This is a genomic window from Clostridium sp. OM05-5BH, assembly GCF_003481505.1.
In the GTDB taxonomy this organism is placed as follows: Bacteria; Bacillota; Clostridia; order Lachnospirales; family Lachnospiraceae; genus Otoolea; species Otoolea fessa.
This window is the reverse complement of sequence record NZ_QULJ01000017.1, coordinates 272-21,052: the sequence shown is the minus strand read 5'-3', so window position 1 is coordinate 21,052 and position 20,781 is coordinate 272. Positions and strand designations below refer to the sequence as shown.

Genomic DNA, 20,781 nt, shown 5'->3' with positions numbered 1-20,781 from the left:
CCGTGTCGCTGATAAGGAAGAACAGCGCTGATTTTTCATCCCCCAGCTTATCAAGCTCCAGTTCGTCATAGGACATGATCTCCCGAAGCTGGGGAATGTCAAAGGGGGCAAGTCTGGCTCCGCAGCTAATCAGTATGCTTTTAGCTGTCTTGCCAGAGACAAATTGTCAAGGACTTTTTAATCAAATTCACAAAAAATCTACAAAAAAGGTGCCAGAAGCACCGTATGGCTCCTGACACCTCGTTTGATAGATTACATTTTTCCGTTCAGCAGGTCTTTGCAGAGATACGCATAGTCTGGCAGCTGGTTGATATATGGCTCCCAGCGCCGCTTGATTTCGGCCAATTCCAGCGGATCGGCTGCTTCCAGCGCGTGATCGTTGCCCGTCATATATAAAACATCCGTAGCAACATCATCCAAACATCTACCGCAGAGATCAGCGGCTGATTCTATCCTGATGCCAGTATCCACATAAAGCGGATTTACGCCAATCGTCAGCCAGACATAGCCTACCTTGTCCGACCAGAGCAGTTCAAAATCAGGACTTTGCCGCAGATGTTCCGCAAAGACCTCCTTTACTCGTTCAATTTCATGCTTCTCTTTTTCTGTGTAAAGCATTTTCGTATCCTCCTTGACAAAAATTTTGGTGCGTACCATCATCAGTTTAGCACAAGGCGGCTTCGTTTATCAGTCTGTCACATCTGCTGAATTTCATTTTTGAGCATACGCTTGATTTTATCGCTCATGGTTTCTGTGCTGGTATTGCTGAAATGGACATGAACCTTGTAGGTTGTCTTGCCGATTTTCTTTACCATCGCTGGCGTGTTTTCCGGCGCTCTGGACGCAGTAGCGGCGTCTGCCACCTGCATAGTACGGGGTTCTCTGTTCATGGCGCTCCTTTCTCCGAACGGGTCTGTGCCGCCCGGTAAAAAATCAGTCTTGCTTACTGTTTACAATGTCTTTTGCTGTCTGTCGGGTAGCACCGGCATTTTCTTCCCGGAAATTCTTCCCGTCAAAAAGAATCGGCGCACACCGTTCCAGAATACGGTCATAGATACGGGCGTGGGCCAGATCAGGCGGGTTTTTCAGCTCGGACAGTTTCAAGTTTGTTGTGATAATCATGGGCCTGCGGCTGCGGTAGCGGCTGTCGATGACGAAAAACATCTGCTCCATAGCATATTCGGTACTGCGCTCTACTCCCAGATCGTCAATGATAAGCAGGTCATACTCGTCAAAGCTGGCAATAAACTCCGACCTGTCCTCAGAGAACATCCCGGTCAGGCGGTTCAGAATGGTGGGGAAGTTTGTCATCAGCACCGGCACATCCTGGTCAAGCAAAGCGTTGGCAATACATCCGGCGAAGAAAGACTTGCCGGTTCCCACATCTCCAAACAGCAAAAGCCCGATATTGCTCTTATATGCCTCTTTCCAGTTCTCCACATAGGCATGAGCCTTGTCCATCAATGGGTTTTGCCCGTTATCATTGGAAAATGTGTAGTCGTACAGATAACGGTCTTGCAAGCCCTGTGCCTTTCGGCGTTTGATACGCTCCATGCGGCGCTGCCGTTCTTCAGCAGCCTTGCGCTGCTCCTCAGCCTCCCGCTGGCACTGGCAGATGCAGCGCGGCATAAAGTAGCCGGATTTCCCGAAGCATGGCACAACGGTCTGCCTCTGGCCGCCGCATTTCTTACAGTGAATGAGCCCGTCTGCCGGGTCTATGTACTCGTCCCCGGCCAGTTCCATACCGGCGGCTGCCTTGTCAATCAGCGCCCGGATTTCTGCGGTAATCTCAATCATACAGTTTCATCCTCCTTTACGCTGTAATCCCGGTTGCGTGAGGGTGTGACAGCTTTTTTAGCGTCCTCACCGGCCCAGCGCCGGATGGTCGCTGCATGGCTCTGATAACGCTTGCCGGTAGAAGCCATGTACTCGGACAGTTTTTCGATGTACTGGCCCCATACGGTGGGAAAGCTGGCCTGCAAGTCTGCCAGTTCTTCATCTGTCAGGAAAACATTCTGGTAACGGCCATAGGCGGGGGCGGGGTGTCCCTTCTCTATCTCTCTCTTTATCTCTATCTCTTTCTCTAACTCTATCTCTATCTCTGGTGGACGAATGTCGGACAAATGTCCGCCGTTTGTCCGGGGCGCAGAAAGAGCCTTATTTTGAAGCCTTGCAGCCCGCTTTCGCTCAGCCTCGGTAGAGGACTGGCCGATTAAAAGTTCGATGTTGCTCATGTAGAATGTGCCGCTGTCCAGCACCTCCACAAGACCCAGCTTCAAAAAGATCTGCAAGGCTCTCTCCACAGTGCCGATCTGCTGGCGGGTAATGGTGGCGATCATCTGCGCCGTGTAAGGAATGTCCTCGTCAAGTTGAAGCCGTCCGCCATGTTTCAGCGATTTCAGATACAGCTTGAGCAGAATGTTGGAATACAGCACACCATCCTGCATACTTTCCAGCAGCACGATGGAATCATCGTCAAAATAGTTTTCTTTGAGTTTCAGGTAATAATATTTTCGGTTGTCTGACATAGGGTTCCTCCTTGGGGTTTCTCTTGGGATTCTGTACGCATTTTAAGGCTATTTTAGGGGGCAGAGGATAAATCTATCAGACTGCCTTTGACACCCTCGAAAAAAGCCTTGATTTACAAGGGTTTTTCAGCCCCTAAAGCGTGACATTTCTCCCGTTGTTTCCGTTTGCGCTTTGCGGCATTGATCCGCTTCATGCGTGCGGCACATTCCGGGCAGTATTTGGCCCGGTTGGAACCGGGGGTAAACAGCGCCCTACATACGGAGCATTTCTTAGCATTCAGCCGGTGGAACAGCGCCGTTTCCAGTTCCTTATCCTGCGGTAATACCGCCGCCCGAAACCACCTGCACAACAGGGAGTAGGAAATAGACTGGACACAGACACATTCCTCCCCATCGTCCAGGGCGATACAGTTTCCGTCGATGTAGTTACAGCACTCATGCACCAGCCTCCGCACTCTGCGGTACTGGCGGTAATCCATGACTGGGATAGGTTCAGACTTATTGTTCTTCATAAATGATTTCTTTCATAAAGCCAGTAACCTCCTTGAATGAATTTATTGTTAAATATTCGTGCAAAGTATTGTTTTCTTCGTGCAAATGGCATATACTATAATTGCCAGCAGAAAGGGGTTGATCGTATGGCTGGAAATACCACAAACATCAGTATCCGCATGGACGCAGATTTGAAAGCACAGGCGGACGCACTGTTTACTGAACTTGGCATGAACCTGACTACGGCGTTTAACATCTTTGTGCGCCAGTCGCTTCGTGAAGGCGGCATTCCCTTTGAAGTAAGGCTGGAACAGCCGAACAAAGAAACGGTTGCTGCCATGCTGGAAGCGGAAAGGATTGCAAAAGACCCGTCTGTAAAGGGCTACAATGACCTTGACGAGTTGTTTGCTGACCTGAAAAGATGAAAGAAACCAAATATACCGTCAAGTACACGACCAGTTTCAAAAAAGACTACAAACGAGCCATCAAGCGTGGCTTGAAAATCGAGCTGCTGGAGCAGGTCGTAGCGTTGCTGGCGATGGGCGAACCGCTGCCGGATAAGAACCGTGACCATGACCTGTCCGGCGATTGGGCAGGCCATCGGGAATGTCACATTCTCCCGGACTGGCTGCTTGTCTACCGCATAGAAGATGATGTTCTGGTGCTGACGCTGGCCCGCACCGGCACACACAGCGACTTGTTCGGCAAATAAACAGTCTGCCGCCGTATGGGGAAACCTGTACGGCGGTTTTTCTGTATGCAAAGGTATGTCGTGAAACGCGACGCACTTGACAGGGGTACGCCAAAACGCGGTAGCCTTTACCGCTCCGGCCCACGGTCGTGAGACTTGTCCCGTTCCTGTCTGGACAGCTGCTCGGCGGTTTTGCGGAGCCGTTCCACTGCTTTCAAATCCTCCCGCATGGCTTTCATGGCAAGCGTGTCCGTCTGCTTTCCGGCGGCCAGCTGGTCAATTTCCAGCTGCCATGCCTTTGGGGTGATTGCCTCGCCGCTGTCTTTCAGTTCTTTCAGATACCGGGCCGCTGCGTCATACAGAATCAGTTCCCGGCTGTGGCGCTGTTCAAACTGTTCCCGTTTTTCCGGCTTTACTTTGGCAAGCTGCTTGTGGATGGACTTGTACTGGTTGTACTGTTCCCACATCTCCCCGCGTTCGGTAAGAATGGCGATCCGGCGCTCGGCCTTGACGATCTTTCCCCGCAGGTCATAGTAACGGCTGTTCATATCAGCGATTTTTTCATGAAGCTGCTGCATAGACTGGATGCCGTTTGCCTGCAAAAAGCTGAATAGTGCAGCGCTTTCCTGCAAAGCCCGGATTTTGCCGGTGCGGGTGTGGGGAGCGTTCAACTGCTGCTGGGCCTCCCACAAGGCGGTCAAGCTGCTTTGCTGCGTTTGTGGTTTTTCCGTTTCGGCTTTCGACCAGCGATAAAGACGGGTAATGCGGGCTTTAATTTCTTTCAGCAGTTTGTTGTCGGCGGCGATCTGTCGGTTTACTTCCCCCTTGTCGGTGCGGATACCGCGCTTTTCCATTTGGCTGGCAGCTGGCCCCAGATGGACAGAGGGGATTTTATCAATGCCCTGCCGCTTGTAGCTGCGGTGGTCAATGCGCTCCGGTCTACCGGCAGATTCCAGCGCCCGGTTGGTGCAGGCCGCCCATGCCGCCCGCCAAATCTCCACATTTCCTTTATCGTTCCAGTCGGTTGTATCCACTCTGTGATTTTTCCAACCGCCTTTCCCATCCGGGATACGCTGTCCATTCTCGTCCAGATCGTATGCCTTGCGGCACTTTGCGCCCCACTGTCCATTTTCTTTCAAAGGCCGGAGCGTCAGCATGATATGGACATGAGGATTGCCTGTTCCCTTGTCATGGATAGCAAAGTCGGCACACATTCCTTTGTCTACAAAATTGTCCTTCACATAGGCCCGGACAAGGGCAAGCTGCTGTTCCCTGGACAGTTCGCGGGGCAAAGCCGCCTCGATCTCGCGGGCAAGCTGGCTGTCCCTGGCTTTCTCGATCTGCTCCACACTGTTCCAAAGGGTGGAGCGGTCTGCAAATGACCGCGGGGCGTGGGCGGGCAGCATGATCTCCGCATGGACAACGCCGCCCTTGCGGGTGTAATCGTGGGTAAGGCCGTCCCATTCATTCGTCAGCTTTGTTCCGCTGCGGTAGGCGGCTGCGGCAACAGCGGAACGGCCCTCGCTGCGCTTGATGATACTAACGGGAATATGACAAAAATCTATGGGTGGCACCTCCTTTCGGTAAGGGGTATTCAGGCTCCGTGGAGCCGGACAGACGCGAAGCGGGTGTCTGGCTGCGCGGGGCGCACAAGGGGTTTGGGGAGTGTAGCGCCCCATCGCGCTCGGAGAGCGCAACAGCCCCCGGCAGGGCGCACGACACCGGCAACGGTGTATAAGTGCGCCCTTGTAAACAAGGGACTTATGGCGTGTCCCCGGATTTTGGCAGGTTTGCAGTCAATTCCGCAGCCCCCGGAAGATGGGACAGGGCAATCAGAAATGTTTTGACCTCCGCGCCGGAAAGGTCGGGAGCCAGCGGGAAAATCCCCTCCAAAATGGCTCCGCGCTCAATCAGGCGGCGGGTGCGAACCCTGCGTTCTTCGTTCCGCTGCTTGTTCTCCAAAAGCTTCTTTCGGTTTTCAAGCTGCCGGATCTCCTTCAGGACTTTCTCCCGTTCTTCTTTTTGGGGGTGGGCTGTAATTTTTTCGTTCATGTCAGGCACCTCTTTTCTTTGAAAATACTCATAGATTGACCGTCCATTTCTGTCGAGCAAAGTACCGGCGCAGCCTCCGCAGTGCAGCGTGGATGGATTTTCCCGCCTGTGATGGCGTGATACCCTCCATTGCGGCAATATCTTTCACTTTCATACCCAGCATATAGCGGGCGTGGACACGGCGAGCCTGCATAGACGGCAGGGAGGAAATGGCTTCATACAATCGCCGTATCAGTTCTTCGTATTCGGCTAATTCTTCTTTTTCTATCAGATGATCCTCCGGCGATGACTGCGCCCAGCCGATTGCAGCATTTTCGATTCCGTCGTTACAATCGAGGGAATAAAACGCCTTATACCGGAACATCTTGCGATCTCTGGCGGCCTCGGCTCTCTTGTCCAGAAGAAACGCTTCGACGATCTCATCGGACACCTCCACAAAAATGTCCTCTTTGCAAAATGGATAATATTGTTTGAGATTGATGGTCTGCATAGGCATGCCCTCACTCTGTTTGGAAAAGGCCATCATAGCAGCGGCGCATATTCCGCAGCCCCCGGCGGATGGCAACGCTGACCTTGCTGCTGTGGACGCCCTCTATCCGAGAGATTTCCGGCTGCTTGATACCAGCAATGTAGTAGGCGTGAACACGGCGGGCCTGTGTCGGAGTGGCATGAGCCAGAGCCACCGGCAGAGCTGCAATCAGGTATAGTCGGGTGGTCATTTCTTCTCGTTCCAGCAAAATATCTTCCGGCGATCTGCTGTGTTCCAGTGCGTAATTTTCCAGCCAGCTGTATGCGTCCAGAGAGTAGTAGGCGCGGTGGTAGACTTTCCGGCGCTCATAGTTCTCCATCTCCCGCTGGGCCTGATACATCGCTGCCCACACTTCGTCCGTAACATCCACAAACTCGTCATGCCGGTAGTGGGGATACATCCACCGCAGATTGATTGTTTTCATAGGCTTACCTCCTGAAAATTGGAGAGGCGGGCAGCTCGTCCGCTGTCCGCCCCTCGCTGAGATAAGGGAAATGATCCCTTTCACTTGGTAGCCAGAAAACAGGTCATTCGTTAAGCCTGTTCTCAAAGAAATTTATAAATTTTTTTCTGACCGCCTCCACACTTTGATACACAGCCACTTTGGAGCAGCCGCACAGCACACCGATCTCTGCAAGGCTCAGCCCGTCAAGCGCATAGAGCAGGAACCGGCGGCGCTGGGCCTCGGTACAGGTGTCCAGAACAGCCATCAGCTCATGCAGCGTTTCCATGCGGCAAAGGTATTCCTCCGGCGTTTCGCCGTAGACCCCTACACCCTCGGTGGTAATGATGTACTCGTCAAACTCCCGGCCATCCCAATGCCGCCGCTGTTCATGGAACAGGTTCTCCGTTTTATGATCGGCCCGGTCAAGAAATTCATAGACTTCCAGCGTAACCTCCACGGCCACAGCTTGTCCGTTATAATTGATGGTAACTTCCATCTGCCTTTCCTCCATTCAGATTTTTTTGGTAAATCTGAATGGGGCGGCGGAGAACGGCACCGGGGATAAAGTTCGGGCCATGCTGACCCGATGTTCCGGCTCCATAGAGACAAAAAAGCGCCCGGACGGCATAAAGCCATACGAGCGTAATAGAGTATATTTTGCTGTTTAGTTACATGGTATAGTGCATACTTCTGACCGCATTGCTCCGCTGCTGGGAACAGGCTTTTTTTAGCTGGTGCAGGTCATGGGGACTGTGAAAAAAGGCAAAAATAGACACGGCGGCAATCCTCCTATGTGCCGCCGTGGATTTACACGGTGTTAGGTCGTCGTTGGTTTAGCGTGGACGAAAAGAAACGGCGGCTCTGAAAATCAAAGCCGCCGTTTCAAATGGGCGTGTCAAATTGTCTGCTCTACGACGGCTTTTTTTCTTTTGCCGTCGTCCGGCAGAATGTTATTCAATATTTAATTCAATGCTTCCTGTGAAACTCTCGCATTCAATTCCGATATAATTTCCACCATCAGGAAGTGTAATTGTGTCACTATAAGTTCCGGTTGTTTCAATCAAAGTGACTGCTTTATCAGATCCAGAAATCCAAAATACTTTTGCAGTACCTTCCGTAACCTCCAAAGTGCAGTCAATAGACAGTTCCTTACCGGCTTCTCTTTTTATGGAAGTTCCTCCGAACAAATACTCTGTATCTGAAAAATCCTCATAATCAGCCGTATAAGTTCCCGTATAATCATCGATCCCTTTTTCTTTTGTTCCTTCCAAAGATGACTTTCCTGTAAGTTCTATGGCTCCAGCCGACTGAACGATATTATTATAATGATCGAGAATTTCATCTTTTGAACAGCCAGAAAGCATAAAACTTCCCAAAAGGACAAATGCCAATGCTAAAACTATTTTCTTCATAAAATCATCACCAGCCTTTCTTTGGAGCTACCTTTTTGGCCTTTTTCTTTGTTTGGGTTGCTTCTCGTTCTTTCATGCACAAAATCAAGATGGCAGAAATAACGACAGCAAGCGCAAGACTGCAAGAACAGGTTCCGATATTCCAGTTGACTGCGGTATCATAGCTACGGTAGCCTACCATTCCAAGACTTGCGGTAATCGGATAAAGGTTTGCTAATGTCATATTTCCAGCGGCAAACATCCCTCCATATCCATAGACAAAAGCAATGATTACACCGACTAAAAAGCTGCCTGCACTCCGACAAGTAAGAGCGATAATCGGCAGAACCGCAAGATATAAAAAGAAATTAACCGCAGTAATCTGCAAGGCTGCTTTTAGAGCTAAGGAAATCTCAAAGCCGGGAAATCCCACAATCATTTCTGCTATGATTGTAAACAGACTGCATATCAGCCCGAAAATAATAGACAATACGCCGCACACAATCAATTTTCCGGTCAACAGTTTCTTAAAAGAGATCGGCACAGTCAGAATATTTTTCAATGTGTCATCCGTCTGCTCACGAGAAATCATATATCCAGCAATTAGGCTGATACACATCGGAAAAATCATGGACATATTGTTTTTGATGACCTGTTCTGTAAGATAGGCAAAATCCCAAACGGAACCATCATTCGCCATAGAGGTAAACAAGGTCAGCAGGACGGATAGGAGCATGAGTGCAACGCCCGCCCAAAGGATATGATACCTTTTCAATTTATAAAATTCTGTTTTTACAATGCGAACCATGTTTATTCCCCCCTCTGCTTATATAATCTGTCAATCAGTAAGAACGAAACGAATGCCATAATCCCAAGAATGAATACAACTTGAAATGTTGAGGGAATTAGCCCTGTCATTTGCTCCAAGTCCATTTTTATTCCATGAGCCGCCATATCTCCCGCACTCCAAAATGTAGTCAGTGGCGTGGGCAGAAGCCATAACATAGTTTTAGGCAGTGTGTCAAACAATGCCGTAGCACTCATGTTCAGAACGCTGTAAAAGACACACAACAAAATGGAAAAAACATAGGTCTTACTGAAAAAGACAACAAGGACAATCAACGGGAGTGTTCCTGCCGTAATGAAGATCCCCGTTTCAACCGCCAAAAACAGCTTATAACCAATTCCATAAACTTCTAATGTTCCAATTCCGCAAAGAATTGTTGCAATGGTAGAAGCCACGCAAAAAACAATTCCAAAGATAAAAAGGACAATAATCTTTGCAAGTACCATTTGCGTGCTGGTTACGGGAATTGTACGCAGATTTTTGAATGTATCATTGTCGCGTTCCATAAAAAACAGAATAGCGGCAATCACTCCGATAATGCAGGGCAGTAAAAACTGGATACCATATCCCAACACCATGTTAAATAGTCCATCGAAAGCATCTGCCCGATCCGTATATCGCTCCATCATAGAGGGCGTTGTCATCAGATAAGTCAGCGGGATTGGAAACAGGAACGCAGCCAAAATAATCAGCGGAATAAATTTCTTCCGTTTCAATTTCAAAAATTCGCATTTGATTAGTTTAAGCAATTCCTTCGCCCCCTGTCACACGCTTGAAGTAATCTTCAAGACTTTCTTCACAGGTATGTGCTTCTGATACCTCCAATCCGTTTTCTACAAAAGCAGTTACAATTTTCCCCACGGGTAGCTCCATATTGTGTAGACGCAGATTGTGGTCGTCCTGTATGGAAAAATGGTTTTCATGGAAATTGCGTTCCAAAATTCTTGCCGCCTGTGCAGTATCCGAAAGCGTAAAACGGATATGCTTACTGCTTTTTTGCTCCAGCTCAGCAAGGCTTTCTTCTTCCAGCAATGCGCCGTGGTCGATAATTCCAATATCGTCAGCCAGCAAGGAAATCTCCGAAAGAATGTGACTGGAAATCAAAATGGTTTTTCCTCGCGCGTCACAAAGCTCACGAATAAAGGAACGTACTTCTGCAATACCGATGGGATCGAGGCCGTTGATCGGCTCATCCAAAATCAAAAGCTCCGGATCGTGCATAACGGCAAGGGCGATGGCAAGCCGCTGCTTCATACCAAGAGAATACTGTGAAAAGAGCTTTTTATCTTTGTAGGGCAGTCCTACCAGATCCAGAGCATCTTTGATGGCATGATTGTTTGGTACGCCCCGCAGAGTAGCAAAGATACGCAGGTTCTCTGTGCCGGTCAGATTGGGATAAAAACCGGGGGACTCAATCAGGCTTCCGATACGGGGCAACAGCTTCTTTTCATTCCCTTGCAAAGACTTTCCCCAGATTTTGACCTCCCCGGAAGTCGGCTTCGTTAAGCCCAACAGCATTTTCATAGTTGTGGTTTTTCCGGCTCCGTTTCTACCCAACAGACCATAAATTCTCCCACGCTTGACATGGATATTTAAGTCAGCCACACTCTTTTGTGAGCCGTATTGCTTTGTCAGATTTTTTGTTTCAATGATATAATTTGTATCCATATTCAAAACCTCCTGTTCTGTAAGGTATTCTATCATGCCAACCTTGCATTAACCTTGCCGCAACCTTGCATTAACCTTGCAATTTGAAATCCAGTAAAATGACAAAGGCTCCCGCCATAAAGACGGGAACCCGCTTAACTCTCCAAGGGAAAAAGCAACATAAATTCAGTTCCTTTTCCCGGCAAACTTTCAACTGTTATATTTCCACCCATCTTTTCTACAAGCTGATGGACAATAGAAAGACCAAGTCCGCTGCCTTTTTCAGAGCGTCCTTTATCACACTTATAAAGCCGTTCAAATATGTGTTTCAAATCTTCTTTCTCAATTCCCACTCCATTATCCGCCAGCAGCAGCTCCATGTTATTTTCCTTCTTCGATAGGGAAATTTTGATTTTGTCCGCATGGCTGTGAGCGATTACATTTTGAATAAGGTTATTGATGATCCTCATATAGCTATCCATATCCAATCTTACCCGGACAGGCTGTTCAGGAATATCAATGTCATAATCAACCTGTTTATCCTCAAAAATCGGTATCCAGTCGATCAGAATATTTCTTGTCAGCTCTGCAACCTCAACGCTCTGGATCTCCAAAGCAAACTCGTTTGAATTTAACTTGAACCAGTCAAAGAGTACATCAATGTATTCTTTCAGATCATGGGCTTTCCGACGGGCGGTTTCAATATAATCATCCCGGTCTTTTCCTGTGACCAGTCCTTTGTGTGCAGCGTCAAGATACCCAAGCAGAGTAGTAAGGGGCGTTCGCACGTCATGGGAAAGGCTCGTCATAAGCTGGCGGTTGGTTTCTTCTGTCTGCCGTACAGTTGAAAGTCTGCTTTCATAGGCCACAACGATCTCATTGATTTCATAGGCAAGAGGTGCTGTCAGTTCATTTGTTGCAGATAGAATACGCCGGTTGCCATTTCCGTTTTTCACATCAACCAGCACATCGGTCATTTCTGCTATTTGTTTTTTTACACGCCGAACGAGAACGATGGAAGTCAATACAGCCACAACAGCAATCACAATGGACAAGAATACGATAATTTCCATGCTGACTACACCTCCTTATTAAACCGGTAGCCAATCCCTTTGACCGTTTGTATATACTTTGGGCTTGAAGGATTGACTTCTAATTTTTTACGAAGCCGACTGATAATCGCCATAATGTTACTGTCATCATAGAAATATTCTTCGCCCCATACTTCCTCATAAATCTGCTGTTTGGTCAAAATTTTCCCTTGATGTTTTGCACAGTACAGGAGCAAATCAAATTCCTTTGGGGGCAGTTCAAAAGTGCCGTTTGATGTAGTAGCAGAACGATTTTCAAGGTCAATCTGCAATCCGTCAAAATTTAGCTTTTGTATGGCTCCAGCTTGCTGATTAAAGCGAGTGTAGCGGCGAATAAGAGACGCAATACGGGCAATCAGTTCATCCATATCAAACGGTTTTGTAAGATAATCGTCCGCTCCGGCCCGTAAGCCCCGTACTTTAGAAATGCTGTCATTTTTAGATGTGAACATCAAAATCGGCAAGCTGTACTCCTTGCGAATTTCTTCCAGCGTTTCAAACCCGTCCATGCCGGGCATCATCACATCCAGCACCACAAGCTGGTATTCCTGCTCTCTTAATTTTTGTAAGCCCTCTTTTCCGGTATTACAAAAATCAGCTTCTATGTTTTCTGCTTGTACGCTACGTTTAATCAAAGCGCACAGCTCTTTGTCATCATCTATAATCAGGATTTTATTCATGGTGCAACCCCTTCCCTTGTTTTGTCCTTCCGTCAATCGGCTTTTCTGCGTTCTTTGGGATCAGCCAAACACCAGCCATCTTCACAGCGCCGGGAATGCGCCCTCCGGCGCAATAATAATTTACCCTACGAGGTGTCACGCCCCACTTTTCGGCGGCCTCTTTCAATGTCATATAGTCCATTCCGCACCTCCACAGAGTACATTATAGTTCTCTTTCTCGAACAATGCAAGGAACGAAATGTGAATTATAAACTTCAACTAACCTGCATATAGCAACATTCCACGGGCAAAGTATGAATTATACAATGTAACTGGGTGATGTTATATGGCGAAAGTTGAAGATTGTCCCGGTTTTGAAACCTTCGGCGCAGATGTCAAAGCTGCACGAGAGGCAAAGCGTCTGGCACGAAAAACATTGGCAGAAATGGTTGGGATTGAATGGCGGTATCTTGCCAACATTGAGAATCAAGGTGCGATTCCGAGCCTGCCTGTGATGATCCAGTTGATTAAGGTCTGCGGACTTCCCGTGGAACGGTATTTTAACCCGGAGATTATGCGAGAAGAAAGCGAACAGCGGCAACGGGTCAGCCACAAGCTGAAGCTTTGCCCTGAAGAATACCTGCCGATTATCGAAGGTGCCATAGACGGGGCGCTCAAAATGGAACAGACTGCGAAGCAGAAGGAGGACGCATAATCGCGGCCTCCTTCTGGCATTTCTATATCAAGGTTCCCGGCACTTTTCCAAAAGTTCCCGACACCTCTGCTGGATTTCTCCGGTTTCTGTCACAGTCAGGTCACGGTCATTTCCAGTAATCTTATCTTCCAGAAAGTTGGCGTATGTACCCAACAAAGCGTTCCGTAAATCCTCCGGGGTTTTCTGTATTTCTGCGCTGTACCAGTCATTCCGGTGGGGTTCCCATGCCATCAATGTATAACCATGACTGGTCTGAACCACCTCATACAGAGGGTCATCATCCAGATATGCCTGAAACACTTTCAAAACCTTTTCAAAGGTCAGCATTTCCCGCACCTCCCATTCATCTGCAAATCAGTTCCCTGATTAAAATTTCCTCAATCTGTGCCGTTAATGTGTTCATCAGCCCCACCCAACGCATAGGATCACAGGCTTTCAGTTCCTCAGTGACACCCGCAACCTCCATCATGTGAGGTAACATGGCGTCCATACGCTCCCGCGCTGTCCGGTCAATCTCTATCAGGTGCGGATACAGCTTCTCGCTCATCAGTAGTTGGTTGTAGAGAATGGGGTGATGTTCCTTCAGGTAGGATTTTCGCATCCTGCCGTACTTGCCAATAGAAGTTTCCGGCTGTTCAGAAAGTTTTAGGTTGGGTATATCATAATCTCCACAACGAATGTAAGTCAACTTACTCATATTCATTCTCCTTTGCTCCGTGATGATTAGACTGCTGCGCTGGCTGCTATGCCGCCTTTGCGCGGTTCTTCTTTTGGTAGCTGCCCGACAGTAGAAAAAACACCTTTTTTCATATCCTCAGCCCGAATCAGGGCTTTCTTAGCGTCCATTTCCGCTTTTTTCTTCGCCTTGATTTTGTTCTCATACCGTTTCTGTGCGCCGCTGGCTTTTCGTTTCAAATAGTTCTGATGGAGCCTGTCCTTGCGTTCTTCTTTTTTTCGCAATTCTTCCTGTTCCTCCGGTGTTAAAGGAACCGGCTGTAAGGATGGTGGGATATAGCGTCCTAAAAAATTGAAGTAGATTTCAATTTCCTGCGTGGTGTCCTGACTGCCTTTTCTGGCGCGTTCGTGGACAAGGATTTTCTCTACAAACTCGTTGAGCATGGTGTTTGTCAGCGTGTCAAAATTCTCGTACTTATCAATCAGGGCTATAAATTTCTCCGCTGATTTCTGGCTTTGCTCGTAGCCAGTAACAGCCTTTTCCAGCTCTGCAATTTCAATCTCAAGTGCGTCCTGCTCTTTGGCATACTGTGCATCAAGTGCCCTATATCGTGCATCCGGCAGCTTGCCGAGGGTGTTGTCCTCATAGATTTTGCAAATCAGTTTTTCCAGTTCTCCGGATCTCTTTTGAGCAGCGGCCAGACGCCTGCGCTTTTTCGCTATATCGGCACTCTGTTGGGCAACCTGCGTCTCCTGAACAGTGTGAATAAATTCCGTCCGATCATTTTTGGAATATTCAGCAATAGCCCGGAGCGTGTCGGAAACCAATGTCAGAACGGCACTCTCATTGATACGGTGTTGTGTAGGGCATAGTGTCCCACACGGAACTTTGGTATAATTGGAACAGGTATATTGAGAAACCCGCTTGCCATTGTTGGTGCGGTGGACATACATCTTGCCGCCGCAATCGGCACAATAGAGCAAGCCTGTGAGGGGAGCTGCTTCGCCCCAGCCGTTTGGATAACGCCGTACATTGCTGCGGATTTTCTGCGCCAAATCAAAGGTCTGCTGGTCGATAATGGCTTCATGGGTATTCTCAAAGATCGTCCATTCGTCCTCAGAAACATAGTGGCTTTTCTTGTCCTTAAAGTGCTTGCGGGTCTTGAAATTGATGGTATGCCCTAAATACTCTCGTTTTTTCAAAATGTTCACGATGGTAGATGATCCCCATCCATAGGGGTCTTTGACCGGCTTTGAACGGTTCACACCCTCGTTGAAGCGGGCAAGGTGTACGACAGGAATTTCAATCCGGTCTGTGGATAATTTGCAGGCGATCTGATAAGGCCCATATCCCTCCAGCGTGAGGGAGAAGATACGGCGTACCACTTCGGAAGCTTCCTCATCTACCAACCAATGCTCCCGCTTTTCATCCCACAAGTAGCCGTAAATCACAGTACCGGTCAGGTGCTTGCCGCTCATGCCTTTTGACTTAAACACAGAGCGGATTTTTCGACTGGTATCACGGGCGTAAAATTCATTCATGATGTTGCGGAACGGGGTAAAATCGTCATCGCCTTTCAGACTGTCCACACCATCATTGATCGCAATCAGCCGAACGCCGCGCTGCCGCAAAACCTCCATGACCTGACCGACCTTTAGATAGTCGCGTCCTAACCGGCTCATGTCCTTGATGACGATTGCCTCTACACGCCCTGCCTCCACTTCCTCCATCATCGCCAAAAATCCGGGGCGGTCAAACCGGGTGCCTGAGATACCATCATCGGTAAAGTGCGTAGGGTTGGGCAGCCCATTCCGGCGGGCAAAATCCTCTAACATCTGTTTTTGGTTGGATATGGAGTTGCTCTCGCCCTGTAACTCATCGTCCCGGCTCAGGCGCTCGTACAGTGGGGTAATTTTTTCATTTCTCATGGCTGTACCTCCTGAAACAAAAATGCTCTAAGTGACTGCTTCACTAACCATGACAAAAACCATGATTAAGAAGTCACTTAGAGCATACATCTCCGCTGGCCAGCTTGTATTTCTTATACTGTCTCACAGCGAAGTGCTGGGGACTGCGGCGTTCCAGCCCATCGAACATATAGTCAACCGCATTTTTGAAGGTTTCGTCATCTTCCCGGACTTCCATGCTGTTTATCATTTCCACCAGCGTATTCATGTTGCGTTCTTCCTCCGGCCCCTCAAAGACGATATAGGCCACAAGGGCGCAGTACAAAAGGGTTTCGGCTTTTGTCCAGAACTCGTCGCCCTCCTTGCCATCGCCTTTGGTATTGGCAATCAGGGCGGTAACGAATTTCAAAACATCGCTTTCCGTCTTGATATAGGCCAGCGGATTGTAGTGCATGGATTTGGAGAAGTCGATACTGTTGAACACCCGCACCCTGTATTTTTCCCTTTGCAGGAACCGCCCGCACTGGTCGAGGGTGCCGCCCTTCGGGTCTACCACCACATACGAGGAATGGGCTTGAAGGAGCTGCGGGGGCAGCCAGAACCTTGTCTTTCCCGAGCCGGACGAGCCGATGACACAGGCGTTTAGGTTCCGGGCATTGGCAGGTACCTTCGGACGGGTGTTCATGGTAAGGAACTCCGTCCCGGTTAAAATGACATTGTTCTGAAATTTAGGGTCTACAAACGGCTTTATATCCTCCTTTGTTCCAAAGCGGGCGGTGCCGTACTCTGCATCCCGCCGGAATTTTTTTGCCTTCCTGATCTTTGACTGTATCAGCAGATACATCCCAGCCGCACCGGCAAGGCCCACCAGCAGGTCAATACCGCCCAGCCCCGGCCAGTAGGTTTCAAAGGCTTTCGGGAAGGTGTCGAGCATCCCCATGAGCTTTGTCCCGAAGTCTGTGCCGGGTGCAGTCCGGTAGGCCGTCCCGATTTTGGAAAAAAACCAGAACACAAAGAGGTACGGCAGGTTGGGGAGCACATATTTTCTGATCTTGTCACTCAACGTCCGTCCTTCACCGCCTCTCTGGTCCGCTGCTTCTCCTTTGCCTGCGTCCTGATCTGCTCCGTGAATTTCCGAAGCTGGCCGAGGATAGAAGGCTTGTCCTGCTCTTTGTCCAGCACCTTTGCACTGTACTTCTGGAAGGCCGCCGTGATAGCGTCCGCCTGATTGGCTTTGAAAAACAGCAGGTAATGGCCGGGGCTCACTTTATGGAAAGCGTAGTCCACATGGAACTCCTTCGCGATCCGGTCAAAATCCTTCGGGGCTCCCACATAGGGCATGGCGCTTTTGCCGCCATAGTGGTTCATCAGCTTTTTCACACTCTGGCGTCCCTGTGGGGTCAGCGCCTTCCGGTGGTGCTTTTGCAGCGTCCGCACCACCTTCCCAAGAGCGGCAGCCAGCACTTTTCCCGTGAGCTTCGTTGTCCTGATCGAAAGGGCAACCGTTTTTTGGTTTACTTCTTCCTGCATAAAACCTCCTTTCCGTCGGGGTTCCCGCTATCCGGGAGGCCCCCGTACAATCTCGGCGAACAGAAAGCCTCGGGCCAATGTGGCCCGAGGCTTACCGCTCGGCATCCCTGCCGGACGGAGCTTTCTTTTCCGGCTCCGTCTGGACTTTTTCGCCCTGTTCCCGCATGGTCTGCAAGATAGAGGGCTTCTTTTGAAGCTGGGAGGGCTTTTCGCCGGACAGCGGCTTGATACATTCCAGCCGGTCAGCCGCCCGGATGGCGTTGTCCGTGAGCTGCCTCTGCCATGCACCCACGCTGGGAGCCCAACGAAAGCCGCTGCTTTTCAGCTCGGCCCGGGTGTCCGCGTCAGGCTTTCCGTCAAAGAACACCTGCAAGCGGTTGTCCTCCCGGTTCATTTCCACACGACCCCCATCGAACTCCCAGCCGGAAAATTCCTGCTGTGCCTGTTTGGAAAGCTGTTCGATACGGGCCTTTACCCGGCGGATCTCCGCGTTGTTGTTGGTAAGCTGGTAGCTTTCAAAGGGCCTCGGGTCGCTCCGCCAGCTTGACGCCATGCTTGCTTTCAGCTTTTCGATCTGGTCCGGCGACAGCAGCGCACAGCCATCCAGTTTGCCATGCTTGCGGTAATAGGCGTTGACCTCCTTCATAATGAGCTGGGAGCGTTCCAGCCCGTCCAGCTTCTTCTGGAGCTTTTCAATCGCTGCCGGGTCATCGGCGCTGATCCCGCCCATGCCGGTACTGCGTATCTTATCCAGCAGCCCTTGAATATACTGCCATTCCTCCATGTTGCTGTCCCGGGCCCGGTTCTGTTTTTCCTTCTTCCCCACCGGGAAATTGGCAGGTCCGGCGATCATCACAGAGGGAACCCTTGCGTCAATGGCAAAGCCCTGGTTCATGTTTTCAGCCAGCTTTCGGGCATAGGTGTCTAACAAATGGTCGATCTTCTCATGGTACATGGGGGCCACCCGGGATTTCTGCTTTTCCGCTATGGCGGCGGCCTTGTCCACCATTGCCCGGTATTCCGCCGTTGCGCTCCCTTCCTTGTAGTCGGAAAAGCTGTTCATTTCCTTTGCCCGGCGGGCGGCTCCTTCATTGATAGGGTAATAGTTGATGGTATGCACCTCCTTCATGCTTCGGGCCATGCTGGCCCGAAGTCCTACCGTTCTTCATGGGAAGGCCCCGCCTTGTCCTTTTTCGGAGCGGGCGGGGCTTCTTGAAACCGTTTGAGTGCAACGAGAATGGAGTGGACAGGTTCGGCCTTTTCAGGATAGGCAAATATCCGGTGTTCCGGCGGAATGTCCTGCGGCCCGTGGTAATACTCCTTGAAGCCCTCCGGGACTGCCGACACATATCCACCGGGAGCGAATACGCCGCCCTCGTTGATACGCACATCCCGCCCGTATGCTTCATAATCGAAGTAGTTCTGAATGTGCTCCGGTATGTCGATGGTCCCAAGCTCGTCGGCGTAAAGGCGGCCCAGCCCTTCATCATCGGAAATATCCGGGTAAAAGCGGTAAAGGTCAAGGTTCTGCGTCAGGTTTATCAAATCCTTCACGCTCCGTGTGTGGTTTCCCAAGACAAGAGCGGCTTCAAAGGTTTCCAGTCCGCCCTTATCCCGTACTTCCAGCAGGGCGTGGCCCAGCTCGTTCAGCTCGTCGATGTTCTCACATTCGTAGAGATGATCGTAGAGCCCCAGCACATCGCTGTCAAAGCTGGTAAAGAACACTTCGCTGTACCGTTTCCCGTCTATCCCGATTTTGGCAAGGGCGGCCTGCAACTCCTGTGTCGTCGTGGGGAAATGTACCGTTGTCCCTACCTCAATCCCCATCAAGGGGTACAGGGCGGTGTTGGTTATATAGGCTTCAAACATGGGCTCATTCCTCCTTTCCGGCCCGGTCAGCCAGCACCTCATAGATCCCGGCCATAATGTAATCGGCGCAAGGGAGGGCAATCGCGTTCCCCAGCGCCTTGTAGCGTTGCAGAGGCCGGATCTCCACGCCGTCCGCCCCGTACTTTGTCCAGCCCTCTGGCAGCCCCATCAGCCGTTCGCTTTCCGTTTCCGTCAGAAAACGGATACAGCCGCCCTCCGGGTCGCCCTCATACCAGAAGGCGAAGGGCGTCACGTCACTGGCTAAAAGAGTGGGAAAAGGGTCAGTTGGTAATCCGAAGCTGTTTCGGAAGGCCGTTTCTTCCTGCCTTTTTGCCGCTCCCCGCATACGGAAGCACTGAAAGGGGTGGATGACTGGTATCTGCCGCCCTGTTTCAAAAGAAGCTGTTCGATCTCCTTCGGCGGCGGCCCGCCCGCCCTCTCCGCAAGGCGGAGGAAGTGGGAGCATTGGACGGGGCTTAAATAGTATGTCTGCGGCACGTCTGCCTCCAAAATCCGCCACGACGAAAATCCGCTGCCTTCGTGCCAGCCTTCGGGTGCCTGCCCAATACTGGGCGTCCATGAGCCGCCAGCACACATCAGGCGTTCCCCCTCGCACCATTCCGGCATTTCCCCATCTTCCCGAAGGAGGCATTGGAACTTCGGTGTCCGAGAAGGCGGATAGGACGGCTCTAAAGTCCATCCGGTCATTTGTAGAAAACGCTCCCATGACGTTTTCCCAAACAGCGATAGCTGGATATAGGTTATCAGTAGCATCCCTCATTTCCTGTATGATACGAAACGCCTGATAGAACAGGCTTGATTTTGCCCCGGCAAGGCCGGAGCGGTTGCCGATCAGAGAAAGGTTCTGACAGGGGGAACCGAAGGTTATCACATGGACCGGCGGGATTTTCCCGCCGTCCACCTTCGTAATATCTCCCAAATGCGCCATATCGGGAAAGTGCCTTTTGGTTATGGAGATGGGCGCTTTTTCAATCTCGCTGGCCCAGACCGGACGGATACCGCACCGGGAAGCAGCCAGAGGGAACACGCCGATCCCGTCGAAAAGGCTCCCCAGCTTAATGTCCGGCATGGCCCGGGGTGCCGTGTCCCTTCACGGCAAGCACCCCTTCCAGCGTTGTCGCCGCAATGCCCAGCCGTCCGGCAACCGCAATATCGTTTTTCACATCCTCGTCCACAACGCTGCCGCAGACGATCAGGGTATGAGAACGCCGCAGCATATCCCGGCGCATATCAATCCCGGCCTTATGTTCCTCGGGAACGCTGTCATTCAAAAACAGCGGCAGGTACAAGAGCGGGCAGATCGGGGAAAAGCCCGCCTCATAAGCAAGGCGGCAGTAGTGAGCCGCCAGCTCCATATCAACATCCGGCTCGCCGCTCCATGCGGCGGTCAGGTACGCTAAAGGTCGTTTCATTGGTTGAGCCTCCATTTCTGTTTTGGTTTAGGGAAAAGCAAGAGTTCGCCCAATCCCTCCGCCCCTTCCCCCGGGAAGGGGAACGGCTCTGGAGAATTTATATCCCCGTCGCTTGACCGGGAAAAAGCATAACCGGGAGAAATCCGTCAAGGGTGCCTCTGGCACCGCCTGCGGCGGCGCTGCCCTTGACTGATTTTCCCGGCTATGCTACGGAATAACTGGCGACGGGGAATCATTTATATCTCCAGAGCTTCGGGGCGCGGGGCAGAGCCCCGCAAT

The 20,781-nt window shown here is 50.4% G+C and carries 28 protein-coding genes and 1 pseudogene; 3 read left to right on the top strand and 26 right to left on the bottom strand.

Features of this window, described 5'->3' with window-relative positions:
- Window positions 1-252 precede the first annotated feature (252 nt).
- The 5 genes from DXB70_RS13650 to DXB70_RS13630 form a co-directional block, all read right to left on the bottom strand.
- Window positions 253-618, bottom strand: coding sequence for a hypothetical protein (locus DXB70_RS13650; protein WP_024739823.1), 366 nt, complete (start codon window positions 616-618; stop codon window positions 253-255).
- Window positions 619-695: 77 nt separating this feature from the next.
- On the bottom strand, window positions 696-890 hold the full coding sequence (locus DXB70_RS13645; RefSeq protein ID WP_015533371.1) for a transposon-encoded TnpW family protein: 195 nt from the start codon (window positions 888-890) through the stop codon (window positions 696-698).
- A 43-nt stretch (window positions 891-933) separates the two neighbouring features.
- Window positions 934-1,797 carry an ATP-binding protein gene (locus tag DXB70_RS13640; protein WP_118673474.1) on the bottom strand — a complete coding sequence of 288 codons (864 nt, stop codon included), beginning with the start codon at window positions 1,795-1,797 and terminating at the stop codon, window positions 934-936.
- Window positions 1,794-2,528 (bottom strand): phage replisome organizer N-terminal domain-containing protein, encoded by a 735-nt coding sequence (locus DXB70_RS13635; RefSeq protein ID WP_117522858.1) that lies wholly within the window; start codon window positions 2,526-2,528, stop codon window positions 1,794-1,796. Before DXB70_RS13635 ends, DXB70_RS13640 begins: the two co-directional genes overlap by 4 nt.
- Before the next feature lie 113 nt (window positions 2,529-2,641).
- On the bottom strand, window positions 2,642-3,040 hold the full coding sequence (locus DXB70_RS13630) for a cysteine-rich VLP domain-containing protein (RefSeq protein ID WP_118673473.1): 399 nt from the start codon (window positions 3,038-3,040) through the stop codon (window positions 2,642-2,644).
- Window positions 3,041-3,166: 126 nt separating this feature from the next.
- Here DXB70_RS13630 and DXB70_RS13625 point away from each other — a divergent pair, with 126 nt between their 5' ends.
- Together DXB70_RS13625 and DXB70_RS13620 are read left to right on the top strand one after the other, a co-directional pair.
- Complete coding sequence (locus DXB70_RS13625) at window positions 3,167-3,445, top strand: type II toxin-antitoxin system RelB/DinJ family antitoxin (RefSeq protein WP_005924829.1); 279 nt, start codon at window positions 3,167-3,169, stop codon at window positions 3,443-3,445.
- Window positions 3,442-3,732, top strand: a complete 291-nt coding sequence (locus DXB70_RS13620) for a type II toxin-antitoxin system YafQ family toxin (protein WP_002596328.1) — start codon at window positions 3,442-3,444, stop codon at window positions 3,730-3,732. Before DXB70_RS13625 ends, DXB70_RS13620 begins: the two co-directional genes overlap by 4 nt.
- 107 nt (window positions 3,733-3,839) lie before the next feature.
- Here DXB70_RS13620 and mobQ read toward each other — a convergent pair whose 3' ends face one another.
- The 12 genes from mobQ to DXB70_RS13560 all read right to left on the bottom strand — a co-directional run bounded on the left by mobQ (window position 3,840) and on the right by DXB70_RS13560 (window position 12,574).
- On the bottom strand, window positions 3,840-5,285 hold the full coding sequence (gene mobQ, locus DXB70_RS13615; protein WP_118673472.1) for a MobQ family relaxase: 1,446 nt from the start codon (window positions 5,283-5,285) through the stop codon (window positions 3,840-3,842).
- A 187-nt stretch (window positions 5,286-5,472) separates the two neighbouring features.
- Window positions 5,473-5,763 carry a DUF3847 domain-containing protein gene (locus DXB70_RS13610; protein ID WP_118673471.1) on the bottom strand — a complete coding sequence of 97 codons (291 nt, stop codon included), beginning with the start codon at window positions 5,761-5,763 and terminating at the stop codon, window positions 5,473-5,475.
- Between the two features lie 28 nt (window positions 5,764-5,791).
- The gene (locus tag DXB70_RS13605) at window positions 5,792-6,253 is read right to left on the bottom strand and encodes a sigma factor-like helix-turn-helix DNA-binding protein (RefSeq protein ID WP_117751293.1); all 462 of its coding nucleotides are present in this window, start codon (window positions 6,251-6,253) and stop codon (window positions 5,792-5,794) included.
- A gap of 10 nt (window positions 6,254-6,263) precedes the next feature.
- A complete protein-coding gene (locus DXB70_RS13600; protein WP_118673470.1) occupies window positions 6,264-6,716 on the bottom strand; it encodes an RNA polymerase subunit sigma-24 in 453 nt (150 codons plus the stop codon).
- Window positions 6,717-6,819: 103 nt separating this feature from the next.
- Window positions 6,820-7,233 carry a sigma factor-like helix-turn-helix DNA-binding protein gene (locus DXB70_RS13595; RefSeq protein WP_007860240.1) on the bottom strand — a complete coding sequence of 138 codons (414 nt, stop codon included), beginning with the start codon at window positions 7,231-7,233 and terminating at the stop codon, window positions 6,820-6,822.
- 454 nt (window positions 7,234-7,687) lie between these two features.
- Window positions 7,688-8,149, bottom strand: a complete 462-nt coding sequence (locus DXB70_RS13590) for a hypothetical protein (RefSeq protein ID WP_024738634.1) — start codon at window positions 8,147-8,149, stop codon at window positions 7,688-7,690.
- A 7-nt stretch (window positions 8,150-8,156) separates the two neighbouring features.
- Complete coding sequence (locus DXB70_RS13585) at window positions 8,157-8,936, bottom strand: ABC transporter permease (protein ID WP_024738633.1); 780 nt, start codon at window positions 8,934-8,936, stop codon at window positions 8,157-8,159.
- A gap of 2 nt (window positions 8,937-8,938) precedes the next feature.
- Window positions 8,939-9,724 (bottom strand): ABC transporter permease, encoded by a 786-nt coding sequence (locus DXB70_RS13580; protein WP_024738632.1) that lies wholly within the window; start codon window positions 9,722-9,724, stop codon window positions 8,939-8,941.
- On the bottom strand, window positions 9,717-10,643 hold the full coding sequence (locus DXB70_RS13575) for an ABC transporter ATP-binding protein (RefSeq protein WP_024738631.1): 927 nt from the start codon (window positions 10,641-10,643) through the stop codon (window positions 9,717-9,719). Before DXB70_RS13575 ends, DXB70_RS13580 begins: the two co-directional genes overlap by 8 nt.
- Before the next feature lie 134 nt (window positions 10,644-10,777).
- Window positions 10,778-11,695 (bottom strand): HAMP domain-containing sensor histidine kinase, encoded by a 918-nt coding sequence (locus DXB70_RS13570; RefSeq protein ID WP_118673469.1) that lies wholly within the window; start codon window positions 11,693-11,695, stop codon window positions 10,778-10,780.
- Window positions 11,696-11,700: 5 nt separating this feature from the next.
- Window positions 11,701-12,393: a response regulator transcription factor gene (locus DXB70_RS13565; RefSeq protein ID WP_024738629.1), complete on the bottom strand. Its 693-nt coding sequence runs from the start codon at window positions 12,391-12,393 to the stop codon at window positions 11,701-11,703.
- A complete protein-coding gene (locus DXB70_RS13560; protein ID WP_024738628.1) occupies window positions 12,386-12,574 on the bottom strand; it encodes a helix-turn-helix domain-containing protein in 189 nt (62 codons plus the stop codon). The genes DXB70_RS13565 and DXB70_RS13560 overlap by 8 nt, the downstream gene beginning before the upstream one ends.
- Window positions 12,575-12,718: 144 nt before the next feature.
- Here DXB70_RS13560 and DXB70_RS13555 point away from each other — a divergent pair, with 144 nt between their 5' ends.
- The gene (locus DXB70_RS13555; protein WP_005933665.1) at window positions 12,719-13,087 is read left to right on the top strand and encodes a helix-turn-helix transcriptional regulator; all 369 of its coding nucleotides are present in this window, start codon (window positions 12,719-12,721) and stop codon (window positions 13,085-13,087) included.
- 27 nt (window positions 13,088-13,114) lie between these two features.
- Here DXB70_RS13555 and DXB70_RS13550 read toward each other — a convergent pair whose 3' ends face one another.
- From DXB70_RS13550 to DXB70_RS13510, 9 genes and pseudogenes are all read right to left on the bottom strand, one after another.
- Window positions 13,115-13,414, bottom strand: a complete 300-nt coding sequence (locus DXB70_RS13550) for a hypothetical protein (RefSeq protein ID WP_024738627.1) — start codon at window positions 13,412-13,414, stop codon at window positions 13,115-13,117.
- A gap of 16 nt (window positions 13,415-13,430) precedes the next feature.
- Complete coding sequence (locus tag DXB70_RS13545) at window positions 13,431-13,784, bottom strand: TnpV protein (protein ID WP_024738626.1); 354 nt, start codon at window positions 13,782-13,784, stop codon at window positions 13,431-13,433.
- Window positions 13,785-13,810: 26 nt separating this feature from the next.
- Window positions 13,811-15,691 carry a recombinase family protein gene (locus DXB70_RS13540; RefSeq protein ID WP_024738625.1) on the bottom strand — a complete coding sequence of 627 codons (1,881 nt, stop codon included), beginning with the start codon at window positions 15,689-15,691 and terminating at the stop codon, window positions 13,811-13,813.
- Between the two features lie 91 nt (window positions 15,692-15,782).
- A pseudogene (locus DXB70_RS13535) lies at window positions 15,783-16,733 on the bottom strand (type IV secretory system conjugative DNA transfer family protein); the annotation flags it as partial.
- Window positions 16,730-17,200: a PcfB family protein gene (locus DXB70_RS13530; protein ID WP_107001182.1), complete on the bottom strand. Its 471-nt coding sequence runs from the start codon at window positions 17,198-17,200 to the stop codon at window positions 16,730-16,732. The gene DXB70_RS13530 and the pseudogene DXB70_RS13535, both read right to left, overlap by 4 nt.
- Before the next feature lie 91 nt (window positions 17,201-17,291).
- Window positions 17,292-18,341 carry a hypothetical protein gene (locus tag DXB70_RS13525; protein WP_107001183.1) on the bottom strand — a complete coding sequence of 350 codons (1,050 nt, stop codon included), beginning with the start codon at window positions 18,339-18,341 and terminating at the stop codon, window positions 17,292-17,294.
- 14 nt (window positions 18,342-18,355) lie between these two features.
- Window positions 18,356-19,069 (bottom strand): antirestriction protein ArdA, encoded by a 714-nt coding sequence (locus DXB70_RS13520; protein WP_107001184.1) that lies wholly within the window; start codon window positions 19,067-19,069, stop codon window positions 18,356-18,358.
- A 4-nt stretch (window positions 19,070-19,073) separates the two neighbouring features.
- Window positions 19,074-20,159, bottom strand: coding sequence for a DNA cytosine methyltransferase (locus DXB70_RS13515; protein WP_107001185.1), 1,086 nt, complete (start codon window positions 20,157-20,159; stop codon window positions 19,074-19,076).
- Window positions 20,146-20,502 carry a hypothetical protein gene (locus DXB70_RS13510; protein WP_009901612.1) on the bottom strand — a complete coding sequence of 119 codons (357 nt, stop codon included), beginning with the start codon at window positions 20,500-20,502 and terminating at the stop codon, window positions 20,146-20,148. Before DXB70_RS13510 ends, DXB70_RS13515 begins: the two co-directional genes overlap by 14 nt.
- Window positions 20,503-20,781 lie beyond the last annotated feature (279 nt).

Bases quoted from the DNA above. Each gene is read 5' to 3' on its own strand.
- DXB70_RS13650 (WP_024739823.1), bottom strand. From the start codon at position 618: ATGCTTTACACAGAAAAAGAGAAGCATGAAATTGAACGAGTAAAGGAG.
- DXB70_RS13645 (WP_015533371.1), bottom strand. From the start codon at position 890: ATGAACAGAGAACCCCGTACTATGCAGGTGGCAGACGCCGCTACTGCG.
- DXB70_RS13640 (WP_118673474.1), bottom strand. From the start codon at position 1,797: ATGATTGAGATTACCGCAGAAATCCGGGCGCTGATTGACAAGGCAGCC.
- DXB70_RS13635 (WP_117522858.1), bottom strand. From the start codon at position 2,528: ATGTCAGACAACCGAAAATATTATTACCTGAAACTCAAAGAAAACTAT.
- DXB70_RS13630 (WP_118673473.1), bottom strand. From the start codon at position 3,040: ATGAAGAACAATAAGTCTGAACCTATCCCAGTCATGGATTACCGCCAG.
- DXB70_RS13625 (WP_005924829.1), top strand. From the start codon at position 3,167: ATGGCTGGAAATACCACAAACATCAGTATCCGCATGGACGCAGATTTG.
- DXB70_RS13620 (WP_002596328.1), top strand. From the start codon at position 3,442: ATGAAAGAAACCAAATATACCGTCAAGTACACGACCAGTTTCAAAAAA.
- DXB70_RS13610 (WP_118673471.1), bottom strand. From the start codon at position 5,763: ATGAACGAAAAAATTACAGCCCACCCCCAAAAAGAAGAACGGGAGAAA.
- DXB70_RS13605 (WP_117751293.1), bottom strand. From the start codon at position 6,253: ATGCAGACCATCAATCTCAAACAATATTATCCATTTTGCAAAGAGGAC.
- DXB70_RS13600 (WP_118673470.1), bottom strand. From the start codon at position 6,716: ATGAAAACAATCAATCTGCGGTGGATGTATCCCCACTACCGGCATGAC.
- DXB70_RS13595 (WP_007860240.1), bottom strand. From the start codon at position 7,233: ATGGAAGTTACCATCAATTATAACGGACAAGCTGTGGCCGTGGAGGTT.
- DXB70_RS13590 (WP_024738634.1), bottom strand. From the start codon at position 8,149: ATGAAGAAAATAGTTTTAGCATTGGCATTTGTCCTTTTGGGAAGTTTT.
- DXB70_RS13585 (WP_024738633.1), bottom strand. From the start codon at position 8,936: ATGGTTCGCATTGTAAAAACAGAATTTTATAAATTGAAAAGGTATCAT.
- DXB70_RS13575 (WP_024738631.1), bottom strand. From the start codon at position 10,643: ATGGATACAAATTATATCATTGAAACAAAAAATCTGACAAAGCAATAC.
- DXB70_RS13570 (WP_118673469.1), bottom strand. From the start codon at position 11,695: ATGGAAATTATCGTATTCTTGTCCATTGTGATTGCTGTTGTGGCTGTA.
- DXB70_RS13565 (WP_024738629.1), bottom strand. From the start codon at position 12,393: ATGAATAAAATCCTGATTATAGATGATGACAAAGAGCTGTGCGCTTTG.
- DXB70_RS13560 (WP_024738628.1), bottom strand. From the start codon at position 12,574: ATGGACTATATGACATTGAAAGAGGCCGCCGAAAAGTGGGGCGTGACA.
- DXB70_RS13555 (WP_005933665.1), top strand. From the start codon at position 12,719: ATGGCGAAAGTTGAAGATTGTCCCGGTTTTGAAACCTTCGGCGCAGAT.
- DXB70_RS13550 (WP_024738627.1), bottom strand. From the start codon at position 13,414: ATGCTGACCTTTGAAAAGGTTTTGAAAGTGTTTCAGGCATATCTGGAT.
- DXB70_RS13545 (WP_024738626.1), bottom strand. From the start codon at position 13,784: ATGAGTAAGTTGACTTACATTCGTTGTGGAGATTATGATATACCCAAC.
- DXB70_RS13540 (WP_024738625.1), bottom strand. From the start codon at position 15,691: ATGAGAAATGAAAAAATTACCCCACTGTACGAGCGCCTGAGCCGGGAC.
- DXB70_RS13530 (WP_107001182.1), bottom strand. From the start codon at position 17,200: ATGCAGGAAGAAGTAAACCAAAAAACGGTTGCCCTTTCGATCAGGACA.
- DXB70_RS13525 (WP_107001183.1), bottom strand. From the start codon at position 18,341: ATGGCCCGAAGCATGAAGGAGGTGCATACCATCAACTATTACCCTATC.
- DXB70_RS13520 (WP_107001184.1), bottom strand. From the start codon at position 19,069: ATGTTTGAAGCCTATATAACCAACACCGCCCTGTACCCCTTGATGGGG.
- DXB70_RS13515 (WP_107001185.1), bottom strand. From the start codon at position 20,159: ATGCCGGACATTAAGCTGGGGAGCCTTTTCGACGGGATCGGCGTGTTC.
- DXB70_RS13510 (WP_009901612.1), bottom strand. From the start codon at position 20,502: ATGAAACGACCTTTAGCGTACCTGACCGCCGCATGGAGCGGCGAGCCG.